This window comes from uncultured Tenacibaculum sp. (assembly GCF_947499065.1).
In the GTDB taxonomy this organism is placed as follows: domain Bacteria; phylum Bacteroidota; class Bacteroidia; order Flavobacteriales; family Flavobacteriaceae; genus Polaribacter.
In genome coordinates this window covers 251,292-266,784 of the sequence record NZ_CANMMT010000001.1, presented here as the reverse complement: position 1 = coordinate 266,784, position 15,493 = coordinate 251,292, and the positions used below count along the sequence as shown (strand labels likewise).

Annotated in this window: 10 protein-coding genes and 2 tRNA genes; 9 read left to right on the top strand and 3 right to left on the bottom strand. The window is 30.6% G+C overall.

Going from position 1 to position 15,493, the window contains the following annotated elements; all coding sequences use genetic code 11:
• Positions 1–2: 2 nt before the first annotated feature.
• Both Q0958_RS01220 and Q0958_RS01215 read right to left on the bottom strand, forming a co-directional pair.
• A tRNA-Asn gene (locus Q0958_RS01220) sits at positions 3–76 on the bottom strand.
• A gap of 69 nt (positions 77–145) precedes the next feature.
• Positions 146–219 (bottom strand) — tRNA-Asn (locus Q0958_RS01215).
• Between the two features lie 259 nt (positions 220–478).
• On the opposite strand from Q0958_RS01215, the gene Q0958_RS01210 reads away from it, so the two are divergent.
• The 5 genes from Q0958_RS01210 (at position 479) to Q0958_RS01190 (ending at position 6,996) form a co-directional block, all read left to right on the top strand.
• Entirely contained in the window at positions 479–3,205 is a 2,727-nt protein-coding gene (locus tag Q0958_RS01210) for a 2-oxoglutarate dehydrogenase E1 component (protein WP_299118570.1), read from the top strand.
• 34 nt (positions 3,206–3,239) lie between these two features.
• Positions 3,240–4,451, top strand: coding sequence for a 2-oxoglutarate dehydrogenase complex dihydrolipoyllysine-residue succinyltransferase (gene odhB, locus Q0958_RS01205; RefSeq protein ID WP_299118568.1), 1,212 nt, complete (start codon positions 3,240–3,242; stop codon positions 4,449–4,451).
• A 98-nt stretch (positions 4,452–4,549) separates the two neighbouring features.
• Positions 4,550–5,428, top strand: coding sequence for a helix-turn-helix domain-containing protein (locus Q0958_RS01200; RefSeq protein ID WP_299118566.1), 879 nt, complete (start codon positions 4,550–4,552; stop codon positions 5,426–5,428).
• A 99-nt stretch (positions 5,429–5,527) separates the two neighbouring features.
• Positions 5,528–6,406, top strand: a complete 879-nt coding sequence (locus Q0958_RS01195; RefSeq protein ID WP_299118564.1) for a nuclear transport factor 2 family protein — start codon at positions 5,528–5,530, stop codon at positions 6,404–6,406.
• 107 nt (positions 6,407–6,513) lie between these two features.
• Positions 6,514–6,996 carry an acyltransferase gene (locus Q0958_RS01190; RefSeq protein WP_299118562.1) on the top strand — a complete coding sequence of 161 codons (483 nt, stop codon included), beginning with the start codon at positions 6,514–6,516 and terminating at the stop codon, positions 6,994–6,996.
• A gap of 74 nt (positions 6,997–7,070) precedes the next feature.
• Here the strand turns inward: Q0958_RS01190 and Q0958_RS01185 are convergent, their stop codons facing one another.
• Positions 7,071–7,781: a DUF547 domain-containing protein gene (locus Q0958_RS01185; protein WP_272150616.1), complete on the bottom strand. Its 711-nt coding sequence runs from the start codon at positions 7,779–7,781 to the stop codon at positions 7,071–7,073.
• Positions 7,782–7,925: 144 nt separating this feature from the next.
• Between Q0958_RS01185 and Q0958_RS01180 the strand changes: the two genes are divergently transcribed.
• The 4 genes from Q0958_RS01180 to Q0958_RS01165 all read left to right on the top strand — a co-directional run bounded on the left by Q0958_RS01180 (position 7,926) and on the right by Q0958_RS01165 (position 15,428).
• Positions 7,926–10,352, top strand: a complete 2,427-nt coding sequence (locus Q0958_RS01180; RefSeq protein ID WP_299118560.1) for a helix-turn-helix domain-containing protein — start codon at positions 7,926–7,928, stop codon at positions 10,350–10,352.
• 512 nt (positions 10,353–10,864) lie between these two features.
• Complete coding sequence (locus Q0958_RS01175) at positions 10,865–11,437, top strand: helix-turn-helix domain-containing protein (RefSeq protein WP_299118558.1); 573 nt, start codon at positions 10,865–10,867, stop codon at positions 11,435–11,437.
• Positions 11,438–11,522: 85 nt separating this feature from the next.
• On the top strand, positions 11,523–12,836 hold the full coding sequence (locus Q0958_RS01170; RefSeq protein ID WP_299118556.1) for an amidohydrolase family protein: 1,314 nt from the start codon (positions 11,523–11,525) through the stop codon (positions 12,834–12,836).
• A gap of 96 nt (positions 12,837–12,932) precedes the next feature.
• A complete protein-coding gene (locus Q0958_RS01165; protein WP_299118554.1) occupies positions 12,933–15,428 on the top strand; it encodes a trypsin-like peptidase domain-containing protein in 2,496 nt (831 codons plus the stop codon).
• The last annotated feature ends 65 nt before the right edge of the window (positions 15,429–15,493 follow it).

The following is a 15,493-nucleotide window of genomic DNA, read 5'->3' as shown; positions in this document are numbered from 1 at the left end:
TGCTCCCCCTCTTGGACTCGAACCAAGGACCCTCTGATTAACAGTCAGATGCTCTAACCAACTGAGCTAAGGAGGAATGTTCTTATAGAACAAAATATGTATGTTGTAGAAATTATCGGCTCCTACGTTGCCTTTAACATTTTAGCTCCCCCTCTTGGACTCGAACCAAGGACCCTCTGATTAACAGTCAGATGCTCTAACCAACTGAGCTAAGGAGGAATTTAAAACGAACTTGTTTTAAAATGCGAGTGCAAATTTAAGGGCTTTTTTTATATCTGCAAATTATTTTTAATAAAAAATACAATTAATTTTATTTGATTCTGGTTTTCAGAAGTTTATTTTTCGTTATTTTTTAGTACAAAGCTTCGAAGAGGGAGATTATGCTAGTTAAAATAAGCAAGAAAAAAAGTCTTGTTTTTACTAAAAGTTGTATTTTTGTCAGCATTATTCTTATTGATAGAAAAGCATAAAAATATATATGGACAAGTTTTCGTTCTTAAACGCAGCACATTCAGGTTTTATAGGTGATTTGTACGAACAATATCAGAAAAATCCTGATGCGGTAGAACCAAGTTGGAGAAGTTTTTTTCAAGGATATGATTTAGCAAACGAAAATTATTCGTTAACGGATGATGAGGTTGCAATCGAAGTTCCTGAAGAAGTACGCAAAGAATTTTTGGTAATCGATTTAATTAATGGTTATCGTACTCGTGGACATTTGTTTACAAAAACAAATCCAGTTCGTGATAGAAGAAAATATACACCTACTTTAGATATTGAAAATTTTGGACTGACAAAAGCTGATTTAAATACAGTTTTTAATGCAGGAGAAATTTTAGGTATGGGGCCAAGCTCTTTATCAGAAATCATTTCACACCTAAAAGCAATTTATTGCGATAGTATTGGAGTGGAATATATGTATCTAAGAAATCCCGAGGAGTTAAAATGGTGGCAAAATCGTTTAAATAAAAATGATAATCATCCTAGTTACGATTTAGAGGCAAAAAAATACATACTTACTAAACTTAATCAAGCTTCTACTTTTGAGAGTTTTTTACAAACAAAATATGTAGGTCAAAAGCGTTTTTCTGTAGAAGGAGGAGAAACATTAATTCCAGGTATAAGTGTTGCACTTCGTGATGCTGCCGAGAAATATGGAGTAGAAGAATGTGTGTTAGGTATGGCACACCGTGGTCGTTTAAATACACTGGTAAATATTTTTAAGAAACCAGTTCGTGATTTATTTAGCGAGTTTGAAGGGAAAGATTTTGAAGATCAAGACATAGATGGAGATGTAAAATACCATTTAGGTTTAACTTTAAGTAAAGAATACAAAGGCGGACAAACAATGAAGATGAATTTGGTTCCAAATCCATCTCACCTAGAAACAGTTGATGCTGTAGCAGAAGGAATTGTTCGTGCTAAAATAGATTTAGATTATAAAGGAGATAATGGTAAGATTTTACCAATCTTAGTTCATGGAGATGCTGCTATTGCTGGACAAGGAATTGTTTATGAAGTAGGGCAAATGATGACTTTAAATGGTTATAAAACTGGAGGTACTATTCATGTGGTAGTGAATAACCAAGTAGGTTTTACAACCAACTATTTAGATGCGCGTTCTAGTACCTATTGTACAGATGTGGCTAAAGTAACATTATCGCCAGTATTACATGTAAATGCAGATGATGCAGAAGCGGTTTGTCATGCAATGGAAATGGCTGTAGAATATAGAACTAAGTTCAAAAAAGATATTTACATAGATCTTTTAGGTTATCGTAAATATGGACATAACGAAGGTGATGAACCTCGTTTTACTCAGCCAAAATTATATAAAGCAATTTCTAAGCATAAAAATGCTAAAGAAATATATGCTGCAAAATTAGTTGAAGAAGGTAGTATTTCAACTGATTATGTAAAGGAAATTACTAGCGAATTTAAAGCACATTTAGAAGCGGAATTTACAGAATCTAAAAAGAAAACAACTTCTAAGATTCAGGAATTCATGCCAGAAGTATGGGATGGATTTGTTCGTAAGCAATTACAAGATATGTTACAACCAGTAGATACTACTTATTCGGTTGAAGCATTAAAAGATATTGCAAGAGTAATATCAACAACTCCAGAAGGGCATAAGTTTGTAAGAAAGGCAGAGCGTATTTTAAAAGGTCGTGATAAAGCCGTTTTTATTGATAATGAATTGGATTGGGGAACTGCTGAGAACTTAGCTTATGGAACTTTATTAGAAGAAGGTTATAATATTCGTATTTCAGGAGAAGATGTAGAAAGAGGAACGTTTTCACATCGTCATGCAATTATGCGTGATGAAGAAACACTAGAGCGTGTTAACTTATTAAATACAAATCCGAAAAATAAAGGAGAGATGACCATATTCAACTCTCATTTATCAGAATACGGTGTATTAGGTTTTGATTATGGTTATGCCATGGCAGCTCCAAATACGTTAACTATTTGGGAGGCTCAGTTTGGTGATTTTGCCAATGGAGCTCAAATTGTATTTGATCAATATATTTCTTCAGCAGAAGATAAATGGAAATTACAAAACGGATTAGTAATGCTATTGCCTCATGGGTACGAAGGTCAAGGACCAGAGCACTCATCGGCAAGAATTGAGCGTTTCTTACAATCGTCGGCAATAGATAACTGGACTGTAGCGAATTGTTCTACGCCAGCAAATATGTATCACATATTACGTCGTCAGATGAAACGTGATTTCAGAAAGCCTTTAGTAGTTTTTACACCTAAGAGTTTATTACGTTTGCCAAAAGCAGTGAACCCTATAGAAGATTTAGCAAATGGAACTTTCCAAGAGGTAATTGATGATACAGTTGATACTGCTAAAGTGAAAAAAATGGTATTCTGTACAGGGAAGTTCTACTATGATATGCTAGAGAAACGAGAAGAGTTAGGAAGAGAGGATGTAGCATTAATTAGAATAGAGCAACTATTTCCATTACATAATGATAAGATAAAGGAAATAATGGATAGATATCCAAATGTAGAGCGTTATGTTTGGGCACAAGAGGAACCAAAAAATATGGGGTCTTGGGGTTATATGTTAGAGCGTTTTGAATTAGCTAAATTAGAGTGTGCTTCGAGAGATTATCATTCGGCACCAGCTGCAGGTTCAAGTGCACGTTATACTCGTCGCCACAATAGAGTATTGGATAAAGTTTTTGATTAAATAAAGAAAGTATTTCAGAATAAAAATAAAAAACATGAGTGTTTTAGAAATGAAAGTTCCTTCTCCGGGGGAATCAATTACAGAAGTAGAAATCGCAACTTGGTTAGTTGAAGATGGAGATTATGTAGAAAAAGATCAACCTATTGCTGAAGTTGATTCTGACAAAGCAACGTTAGAGTTACCAGCTGAAGAGAGTGGAATTATTACTTTAAAAGCTGAAGAAGGTGATGCTGTTGAGGTTGGGGCTGTAGTATGTCATATTGATATGAGTGCTGCTAAACCAGAAGGAGGAGTTGAGAAGAAAGAAGCTCCGAAAGCTGAGGAGAAAAAAGAAGCTCCAAAAGCAGAACCAGCTAAAGAAACTTATGCAACAGGAGCAGCATCTCCAGCAGCTAAGAAAGTTTTGGCAGAAAAAGGAATGGATGCTTCGTCTATTAAAGGAACTGGTAAAGATGGTCGTATAACTAAAGAAGATGCAGTAAAAGCTGTTCCTTCTATGGGAACTCAACCAGTAAATGGTTCTAGAGGTACAGAGCGTAAGAAAATGTCTATGTTACGAAGAAAAGTAGCAGAGCGTTTAGTAGCTGTAAAAAATGAAACAGCAATGTTAACTACGTTCAACGAAGTTAACATGCAACCAATTTTCGATTTACGTAAGGAGTACAAAGAAGATTTTAAAGCGAAACACGGAGTAGGATTAGGATTTATGTCTTTCTTTACTTTAGCAGTTGTAAGAGCATTGAAAATGTACCCAGATGTTAATTCAATGATTGATGGAAAAGAACAAATAAAACACGATTTTCAAGATATCTCAATTGCTGTTTCTGGGCCTAAAGGGTTAATGGTACCAGTAATTAGAAATGCAGAGAACTTATCATTTAGAGGAGTAGAAAGCGAAGTTAAGCGTTTAGCTTTACGTGCTCGTGATGGTCAAATTACTGTTGATGAAATGACAGGAGGAACTTTTACAATTACCAATGGTGGTGTATTCGGTTCTATGTTATCTACACCAATTATCAATCCTCCACAAAGTGGAATTTTAGGAATGCATAATATTGTTAATCGTCCAATGGCAGTTAACGGTGAAGTTGTAATTCAACCAATTATGTATGTTGCTTTATCTTATGATCACAGAATTATTGATGGTCGTGAGTCTGTAGGTTTCTTAGTAGCTGTTAAAGAAGCATTAGAAAACCCAGTAGAGTTATTAATGGATAACAACCCTAAGAAAGCATTAGAAATGTAATTTTCTTAGTCAATTATATAAAAATCCCGCTTTTGCGGGATTTTTTGTTTTTAAGAGATTAATTACCTTTATCATCATATTTATTTCTATATATAAAAATGATTAAAGAACTACCAAATTTATCGTTTCAGTCAAAGTCGCCAGAAATAGAGGGGGTAGAGATAATAACATTAGAAAGTATAGAAAAACAAAAAAATAGCTTAGATCATTTACCTGAAAAACCTCACCAACTTGAGTTTTATCAGTTGGCATTTTATACAGAGGCAGATACAGAACATTTGGTAGATTTTGTTTGGCATGAAGTACGAAAAAACTCAATAATATATGTGTCAAAAGGACAAGTAAATGCTTTTAAATTTAAAGGAAATGTAAAAGGGTTTTTAATTCTTTTTACAGAAGAATATTTTAAAAATCAGTTAAGTAATATTCCTCAAGATACAGCAATTAGATTATTAACTCCACAACTTTTTTCTTCTCAAATCCAAATTCCAGAAAGTTCAAATATTCCAAAATACATTGAGTTACTTTTTAATGAGTTTTATAAAACTTCAGAAGTATTTAATAGAAAACATATCATAAATTCTCTATTCAATATTATTTTTTCAAAAGTAGAAGAAGTAAAAAGAAATCATACAAATTATATTAAAGAATCTGATAAGTTAACCCTCTTTTTATCTTTTCAAACAATACTAAAAAGGGATTTTACACTTAGTAGAAATGCAGTATACTATGCTGAAAAACTGAATATAACCTACAAACATTTGAATGTAGTTTGTAAAGAGATTATTTCTAAAACAGCAAAAGAGTATATTGATGATTTTATAATCTTAGAAGCTAAGAGAAACTTAGTAAACTCAACTATTAAAAGTACAGAATTAGCCTATCAAATGGGGTTTGAAGAATCCACTAATTTTGTAAAATACTTCAAGAAACATACGGGATTAACCCCTAATGTGTTTAAAAGTAATAACTTGTAATTATTTAGGTTCGATATTAACCCTTTTATTCTCTAGGTTAACCTATACCAAACTATCATTTCAAATTAGTTTTGTCCTATCATTTAAAATTTAAAAAGGATGAAACAAATATGTACAGTATTACTAAGTGCAATAGTTCTAGTAAGCTGTGATACACCTCGTAAAAAGATAACAACAAAACCGATAACTAAAAAAGAAACAAAAATGGAGAATTTAAAAGGGATTGCACAGAAAGCACAAGAAGCTTTTTTCAAAGATTATAGTGTTGATGGAGTCAAAAAATATTTTACAGAAAATTATATACAACATAATCCTCATGTACCAACAGGAATTGAACCTGTGTTAGGTTTTTTACCGGTATTAAAAGAAGGAAAAACAACTTATACAACTCATAGAATTTTACAAGACGGCGATTTTATAGTGTTCCATAACTCATATCATAATGCAGAACCATTTGGAGGAAAGGAAGTAGTTGCGTTTGATGTTTGGAGAATGGAAAATGGTAAGGTTGCAGAACATTGGGATAATATTACTGTTAAAGTAGATAATACGGCAAGTGGACGATCTCAAGTAGATGGAGAAACAGCAATAAAAGATATAGACAAAACTGAAGCGAATAAAGAGATAGTAACCAATTTTGTAAATGATGTTTTGTTTGGTAAAGCTCCCCAAAAAATAACTGACTATGTAAGTAGTGAAGAATATTTACAGCATAACCCAATGGTGAAAGATGGTTTAGCTGGATTAAATGAAGCAATAGAGTATTTGACATCACAGAATAACATGTTCAAATACCAAAAGCTGCACAAAGTATTAGGAGAAGGAAATTTTATACTAACAATGAGTGAGGGTGAATGGAATGGTAAATCTCAAGCATTTTACGATTTATTTAGATTGAAGGATGATAAGATTGTAGAACATTGGGATGTAATTCAAGAAATACCGTCAGAAATGGCACATAAAAATGGTAAGTTTTAGCTTTTCATATTCATTGTAATAAATCAAAACCTATACACATGTATAGGTTTTTTTGATTTTTATTCTAATTCCTTGTAAATTAGTTAGTATCATTAAATATATATGATATGAAAGAATTTGAGAAAGAAGAAGTGTTTATTCATCCATTAGCAGACGTAGCTTGTACAGACATTGGTATTAAAACAAGAATCTGGCAGTTTAGTGTAATTTTAAAAGGAGCAGTAATAGGTGCTAATTGTAATATTTGCAGTCATAATTTTATAGAAAATGATGTAGTTATAGGAAACAATGTTACTGTGAAGTCGGGAGTTTATTTATGGAATAGGATGAGAGTAGAAGATGATGTTTTTATAGGTCCGAATGTTACATTTACAAACGATAAATATCCTAGGTCTAAGGTGTATTATTCCGAATATCAATCGGTTTTAATAAAAAAAGGAGCGTCTATTGGAGCAAATGCAACAGTTTTAGGAGGGGTTACAATAGGAGAAAAAGCAATGATTGGGGCTGGAAGTGTGGTAACTAAAGATATTCCAAAAGGAGAATTATGGGTTGGTAACCCAGCGAAATTTGTTAGAAAAATATCATAAAAGAATAATGTATAAAAAAACGGAAAAACAATAATGCTTTTCCGTTTGAGTGATAATTTAAGGGAGGGGATATGTTATTTTCCGTTTAAGTTCCAATCATAATCTAAATAAACAACTTCTGCATTATCATTAACCTGAATATCAGAGTACTTATTTATATAATCAACTAAGGAATGTTTTATAGTGAAGTCTTCTTGATACCATTCAAACATTTTTGAAACTTCAACTTTATTTATAGTAATTTTATTTTTAGTAGGATCATTAATAAAGCCTTTCATTAATTCTTCCAATTTTGATTCAATATTTTTAGCTGTAAAAGCATAGTTCGCAAATCTAGGTCCAGATTTAGAAGCAGCATTTATAGCAACGTGTATTCTTGGATCATCATGCCATCTACGTAATATTTTATGCTCAATATAATCAAGAGAATAGGTTTTGTTACCAATTACAGCAAAAGGTATTTTCCAAGCGTTTCTACCTTTTCTTTTAATGTCAGTAATCTTTTTTAATGGATAACTATCCAAAATTAATTTAATAGTATAGGCATTATAAGCGTTAATCCAAAAAGCTTTTGCTTTTGCTGTCGACCAATTTTTTCCAGGTACAGTTTTTTTCAAATGCTTCAAATAAAGATCTAATAATGCACGGTTTTTTCTAAGCCCTTTATAATCTACATCTCCTTGTGAATTAACATAAGTTTTAAGAAGGGCATTAAATACATCTGTTTGTGATTGCGACTGAATACTAACGAATAATAGACAGAAAAGGATAATAGTTTTTCGCATTTTTTTAATTTTAAATAGTGTGAGACATTTGATTACTTTTGACGCACTTTTTTTTAATACATTACAAAATATTTTAAATTAGATTAAAAAATCTAATAAAATGAACTAAGTTTATACTTATAAAAAATACTATTTAAAAGCTGTATGATAGAGAATAAGGAGTTAGAATTAGCTTTCAATTTTATAGAAAAAACTGATAGGAATTTATTTTTAACTGGTAAAGCTGGGACAGGAAAAACAACTTTTTTACGTAAAATAAAAAATGAAAGTTTAAAAAGAATGGTGGTGGTGGCTCCAACTGGTGTTGCTGCTATTAATGCTAAAGGAGTTACAATTCATTCGTTTTTTCAATTGCCTTTTGGACCTATTATTCCTAAATCTCAAAGCCCATATACAGATAGAATACAACGAAAATTTAGTAAAATCAAAATTGATATAATTAAATCGTTAGACCTTGTCATTATTGATGAAATTAGTATGGTAAGGGCTGATGTTTTGGACGGTATTGATGAAGTTTTACGTCGTTATAAAAACAGAAATAAAGTATTTGGAGGAGCACAAGTATTAATGATTGGAGATTTGCAACAACTTTCCCCTGTAATTAGACCCAATGACTGGTCTATTTTAAGTTCTTATTATAAAACAGCTTATTTTTTTAGTAGTATAGCTTTTCAAGAAGCCAATGCTATTAGTGTTGAGTTAAAACATATTTACCGACAACAAGATGAAGATTTTATCAAGCTTTTAAATGAGGTACGTACCAATACACTATCAGAAGAGTCAGCAAAATTGTTAAATAATCAATACGAACCAGAATTTGAACCTCAAAAAGAAGATGGTTATATAACGCTAACAACACATAACAAAAAAGCAGATACGATAAACCAAGAGGAATTAGATAAAATTACAACAAAAGCAACAACATATAAGGCGGAAGTTTATAAAGATTTCAATGAGAAAAACTACCCTAATGATGAGCATTTATCTTTAAAAGTTGGAGCACAGGTAATGTTTATCAAAAATGATAGTTCACCAGAAAAAAGATATTATAATGGAAAAATAGGAACAGTTATTTTGTTGGAAGAAGATACAGTTACTGTTAAGTGTTCTGAAAATGATATTATTGAAACAACAGTTGAAACTTGGGAAAATATATCTTATAGTCTGGATTCGAAAAGTAAAGAAATTTCAGAGAAGTTGGAAGGTTCTTATACGCAAATCCCTCTAAGATTAGCATGGGCAATAACCATACATAAAAGTCAAGGATTAACTTTTGATAAAGCTATTATTGATGCTGAATCATCATTTGCACACGGGCAAACATATGTAGCGTTAAGTAGATGTAAAACTCTTGAAGGAATTGTACTAAAAACACCTATTAAATCCTCAAGTATCATCAATGATAATTCAGTAAAAAGTTTCAATAAGCAAGTAGAAGAAAATGTACCTACTAATGACGATTTAGAAAAATCGAAAAAGAAGTTTCAAATAAATTTAATCAATGACCTATTTAGTTATCATGAGTTTTTACAGCCTGTAGCACGTTTAATAGATATATATTATAATAATCAAACCTCTTTGCAAGGAAATGTCATAGAGCCCTTGAAAAAGATAAAAGATGAAGGAATTGTTCCATTACTTAAAGTTGCAAATTCATTTAAAATACAATTAGAAAATTTAGCTCTCAAAGAAGATGAGATAAATGATAATCTTATTCAAGAGAGATATATTAAAGCCCTAGCATATTTTAAAAAAGAAACTACAGAAAAGATTATAGATGTATTTGAAACTTTTTCATACAGCACAGATAATTCTGCAGTAGAAAAAGATATAGAAAAACAAGTATCAGCTTTTGAAGATTTTCTAAGAATAAAAAAAATATTATTTAACTCATTATCATCTGAGTTTTCAGCAGAAGAGTTTTTAAAAGTAAGAGCAAAAGCTATTCTTGATAAACCAGAGAAAAAGAAGAAAAAGAGAACTGTTGTAACTTCAACAGCACATCAAAAATTATTTGAAGAGTTGCAGTTATTTAGAACTAGTGTCTCTAATTCAGAAGATATTCCACCATTTCAAGTTTTTACCCAAAAAACATTGTTTGAACTATGCGAATTGTTACCAATGGATAAATCTCAACTTATAAAAGTAAATGGAATGGGTAAAATTAGAGTTAATAAATATGGTGATGAAATATTAGAAATTATTAATGATTATGCAAAAGCCAATAATCTAAAATCACAAATTGAAATTGTAGAAATAGAGAAAGACAAGCGTAATACAAAAGATATTACATTCGATTTGTATAAGGAAGGTTTGAATACAGAAGAAATTGCAGCAAAACGTGGTTTGGTTATAGGCACTATTGAAGGACATTTATCACATTTTGTTACTCAAGGTGATATTGAAATAACAGAATTATTCAGTGATAAAAAGCTTGAAAAGGCTAAAAGAATTATCAATGCTACAGGTTTAGATAATTTATCTAAAGTAAAAGAGATTGTAGAAGACGAGTATACTTGGGGAGAATTGCGAATGATTGTGGCATGGATGAGGTCTAATTTTAGAAATTAAAAATGGTTGTATCCTATCTTGAAGTTTTTACTTTAATAGCTATAGTACATTGCTTTGTGTTAAGCTTAGTAATTTTGTTTTCTAAGTTTTTAAGAAGTTCAACTAATAGATATTTGGGAATTACACTTATAGTTATATCTATTATCGGTATAAATAATTGGTTTTGGGATTTTAATAAAAACCCTGTTATAATCCAATTTTTAGACTTTTTTTTATGGCAATTTTTGTATCCTGTAACATTGTTATTGTTTTTTTATAAGGCTAACAAAAGCTTTATACATAAAAGAACTAAAGTCTTATTTTTTTTACCATTTGTAGTATTAACGATATGTAATATTATAGTTAGTTTAGAAAATATTTATGGCTTATATAAGCTGCCGTTTATAACAAAGGATTCAGTTTCATTTTTTTATAAAGCAATAAGTTTATGTTCTATTATTTTTCCCTTTATTGTTTTACTGCCCTCCTTTTGGTTACTATTTGTTAAAACACAAAAATCTACTATAAAATGGTTGCGAGTATTTTGGGTAATTTTTGCACTAATCGAAGTTTATGGTTTTCTATTGGAATTTCATAGGTTTTTATACTTAGAACGCAAGTCATTAAATTATTTATGGATAGGAGTTTCTTTATTGATGTACTGGGTTATTTATATAGGTATTTATCGATTTAAATTATCTAACGATCAATATGAAATAAGAGAGTATTTAAAAACAAAAAAAGTTAATGCAACTAATGAACTAATAGAAAACCCGATAATAAAAGAGTTTATTCGTTTATTATCAGATGAACATATTCATAGAAGTTCACAATTAAATAGAGACTTTGTAGCAGAAAAACTAGGAATAAGCCCAGGTTATTTATCTCAACTAATAAAAGAAAGTCCGTATAAGAGCTTTTCAGATATAGTTAATAAATATCGAGTAGAGGATGTAAAAGAAATGTTGATAGATCCTGATTTTTCAAATTATAGTTTATTAGCAATAGGTTTAGAAGTTGGTTTTAATTCAAAGGCAACGTTTTTCAATGCTTTTAAAAAATATACAGGAATCACACCGAGCGAGTATCAAAAACAACATAAATAAGTATTGTTTTCTTAGAATCTAACATTTTTAAACTCCTTAAACCCTTGTTGTAATTAGGTTTGCTGAAAAATTAAAGCAAACCATTATGATAAAATTCAATTTTAAAATATTACTTTTTTTCTTCATAGTAATTACAAATAGTCAAGCTCAAAACAAAAAAACACTTATAGAAAATGTGCATATAATTCCAATGGATGTAGATACCATTCTGAAAAATTATAATGTACTTATTCATAAAAACAGAATAGAAAAAATAGCACCAAATTCATCTTTGTTAAATTGGAAGTATGATACATTAATTACAGGAACTAATAAATATTTGCTGCCAGGATTTGCAGAAATGCATTTCCATAATCAAACTGATATTAAAAATGAATTCAAGTTATTAGTAGCTAATGGTATTACTTCAGCAAGAAATATGGCTGAGGATAAAAAGCAAGATCAAATTAAAAACAAAAAGCTATCAGAAAAATTAACCATTGCTCCTAAATATTATACTACAGGACCCTATTTACAAAGAAAAGATTTGAAAACGGAAGAAGAAGTAGTGTCCGTAGTTTCATATCATAAAAAAAGAGGATATGATTATATAAAGTTAGCTGACAACTTACCTAAGAATATTTATTTAAAGTTGTTAAGAGAGGCGCAAAAAAATCAATTAGAAGTAATTGGTCATGGACAAAGAAAAATGCCTTTAGAATATTCTTTACGAATGAAATCGATAGCACATATAGAAGAGTTTATGAATATCTTTTCTGAAAAAGAAAGAGAAAATTCAGTTTTTTTGAAAAAAGCTGCTAAACAAATTAAAACGAGTGGAGTGTATGTGTCACCAACATTAGGAATATTCGATATGATTAGTAATTATGCTGATAATGATAGGCATGATAAACTACTTAAAAAAGAAGAGTTGAAATATTTGCCAAACTACTATAAAGATTATTGGGTTTCAGATAGTGTTCATTATCGTAAGTATGAATGGTTTACTTCAAAAAAATCATTAAAGCGTTTAGCAAAAGAGTTACAATGGCAACAAATGTTTACTAAGTTATTACATAACGAAGGAGTTCCTTTATTAACAAGTAGCGATACTTATGGTTTATTCTTACCAGGTTTTTCATTGCATACAGAACTTGAGTTTATTAATAAATCAGGTTTAACAACTTATGAAACTTTAAAAACTGCAACTATAATTCCTGCAAGATATTTTAATGCTATTTCAGAAGAAGGAAGTGTTAGTGAAGGTAAGAATGCAAATTTGGTTTTATTGGAAGATAACCCTTTAGAAAATATTACAAATACAAGGAAAATAGCTGGTGTATTTGTTAAAGGAAACTTCTTGTCAAAAAGTAAGATAGATAAAATTTTAAGAGAGGTTGAAAACTCTTGTAAACAGTAGGATTTTGGCTTTTTTAGGCTAAAAATTAATTTTTAACTTTGTTTATTGTGCTGATTATTAGTAATTTAGATTTAAATTAACCAAAACCCTTCAAAAATGAAAAATTATCTTTTCAAAGGGGTACTTTGTGCCCTAATCTTTCTAAGTGCATTAGTCGTAAATGCCCAAAAAGCTTTTAAAATAGGTGATGAGTTTGACTCAGACATCAAGATTACAAAAACCTATCAAAAGTTTAAAAAGAAAAGTTCAGATCAACAAAAAAAGGAATTAGTGTATAGCAAAGAGTTTTATTCTAAAAACTCATCTTACATTAAGTTGTACTTTAAAAATTTTGATTTAGCTCCAGGTGATTACCTAGAAATAATTGGAGCAAAAAATAAAGAATCATTGATATATGGTGGAAAAGGAAAAATTGTTGACAATAGTATGACAACAATTAGCAATTTTTGGTCAAAAGTATTATTTGATGATAAAGTTGAAGTTCGCTTATATTCATCTGGAAATGTAGGTAAATACAATGGATTTGAAATTGCTAAAGTTGCCTATGGATTTACCCCAAATAAGCTAATAAAAGCAGTAGAAAAGCATCAAGGAAAATCTATTTGTTCTAGCGATAATAAAGAGCGAATAGCTTGTTATAGTGGAACAGATATGTATGAAAAAGCAAAGGCTGTATGTAGACTAATAATTAATGGTAGTTCAAGTTGTACAGGTTGGCTATTAGGTAGTGAAGGTCACTTAATGACCAATAATCACTGTATTGGTTCTTCATCTGATGCTCAAAACACAGATTTTATTTTCAACTATCAATATCAAAGTTGTACGGGTTCTGCGAGTGCTACTCAAAATGTAGTAGCATCTTCAGCTACTTTTGTAAAAACAAGTTCTAGTTTAGATTATACTTTGGTAAAGTTACCTACTAATCCAACTAGTACATATGGTTATTTAAGTATTAGCCCAACAGTATCATCTGTAGGTGACCGAATTTATATTCCACAACACCCAGGAGGAAGAAGAAAAGAAATTTCTGTGAATACCGATACTGGTTTTTCAGAAGTTTCTTGTGTGGGAAGTTGCGGAAATGCTGGAGGAGCAGGAAAAAGAATGAATTATTATGCAGATACAGAGGGCGGAAGTTCAGGTTCGCCAGTAATTGATTATAACACAAATTTTGTTGTAGCTATTCATAATACAGGATTTTGTCCTAATGGGTCTTATGGAAGAAGCGACGATTTAATTAGTGCTATTGGTAGTTCTATGCCTGCAAATGGTGTAGGTAGTGGTGGTGGAGGTAATCCAACCGGATGTTCTAGTACTGTAAATTCTTTTCCTTATGCTCAAAGTTTTGAAACAGGAGATGGATGGACACAAGCTACTGGAGATGATGGTAATTGGGTAAGAGATGCTTCAGGAACACCATCAACAGGAACTGGACCTAGTTCTGGTGCTGATGGTAATTATTATATGTTTTTAGAGGCTTCTAATAATAGTAGTCCTGGTCAAATAGGGGCAAATGCTACGGCTATTTTAGAAAGTCCTTGTTTTAATTTGTCAGGAGTAAGTTCTGCAACATTTACTTTTAGTAATCATATGTACGGTACCAATGTAGGTTCTTTAAAATTAGAAGCTTCTACAAATGGTACTAGTTGGACTAGTTTATGGAGTGATTCTGGAAATAAAGGAAATCAATGGAATAATCAATCCGTAAACTTGAGCTCATATGTAGGTCAAAATGAAGTAAGATTAAGATTTGTTGGTACAACAGGAGCTGGTTGGTCTAGTGATATAGCTATAGATAATTTAGCATTAACTTCTGGAGGAGGAAGTTCAGGATGTTCATCATTAAACTTTAATGACTATACAATTACTTCTTTTTCTAATCAAGATAGCTCAGGTAATTATTCTGTAGGTTCTGGAGGAGCTTCATTAACCTTGACAAATAATACTTGGAAGTATATTTCTTTAAATTATACAGTTACAGCTAATACTGTGATTGAGTTTGAATTTAGTAGTACTTCTCAAGGAGAAATCCATGGTATAGGTTTTGAAAACGATAATACTTTAACATCAAGTAGATATTTTAAAGTTCATGGTACACAAAATTATGGAATCACCAATTTTGATAATTATGCAAGTGGAACCAAGAAATATGTAATTCCTGTTGGTAGTTCTTATACTGGTGCTATGGATAGATTAGTGTTTATAAACGATAACGATGGTGGTTCTGGAAATAACTCTACATTTAGCAATGTAAAAATTTATGAAGGATCATGTGAAAGTTCAAATGTAATAGCTACTGAATTATTTGATATTAGAGTAGATATTTTAGGAGATGAAGATGAAGGAATCTTTACATCAGTTAATATTGCTCCAAACCCTATTAAAAAAGGCAAATTATTACAATTAGTTGGGCCAGAAAGAAATTTTTCAAATGCATCTTATAAAGTGGTAAATGTATTAGGACAAGTATTGAAAGAAGGAAGTTTATCTGAAGAAAAAACAATTAATATCGATAAACTGAATTCAGGAATCTATATTTTAAGATTAGAAAATAAGTTTACTAAAACTAGTAAACGATTTGTGATAGAATAGAGAATAATTCATAAAAGAAACAGCCCTCTTAATTTCTAAGAGGGCTGTTTTATTTTTTATAATCT

Excerpts from the sequence above, each read along its gene's own strand:
- Q0958_RS01195 (WP_299118564.1), top strand. The coding sequence starts at position 5,528 with ATGAAACAAATATGTACAGTATTACTAAGTGCAATAGTTCTAGTAAGC.
- odhB (WP_299118568.1), top strand. The coding sequence starts at position 3,240 with ATGAGTGTTTTAGAAATGAAAGTTCCTTCTCCGGGGGAATCAATTACA.
- Q0958_RS01190 (WP_299118562.1), top strand. The coding sequence starts at position 6,514 with ATGAAAGAATTTGAGAAAGAAGAAGTGTTTATTCATCCATTAGCAGAC.
- Q0958_RS01170 (WP_299118556.1), top strand. The coding sequence starts at position 11,523 with ATGATAAAATTCAATTTTAAAATATTACTTTTTTTCTTCATAGTAATT.
- Q0958_RS01185 (WP_272150616.1), bottom strand. The coding sequence starts at position 7,781 with ATGCGAAAAACTATTATCCTTTTCTGTCTATTATTCGTTAGTATTCAG.
- Q0958_RS01210 (WP_299118570.1), top strand. The coding sequence starts at position 479 with ATGGACAAGTTTTCGTTCTTAAACGCAGCACATTCAGGTTTTATAGGT.
- Q0958_RS01200 (WP_299118566.1), top strand. The coding sequence starts at position 4,550 with ATGATTAAAGAACTACCAAATTTATCGTTTCAGTCAAAGTCGCCAGAA.
- Q0958_RS01180 (WP_299118560.1), top strand. The coding sequence starts at position 7,926 with ATGATAGAGAATAAGGAGTTAGAATTAGCTTTCAATTTTATAGAAAAA.
- Q0958_RS01165 (WP_299118554.1), top strand. The coding sequence starts at position 12,933 with ATGAAAAATTATCTTTTCAAAGGGGTACTTTGTGCCCTAATCTTTCTA.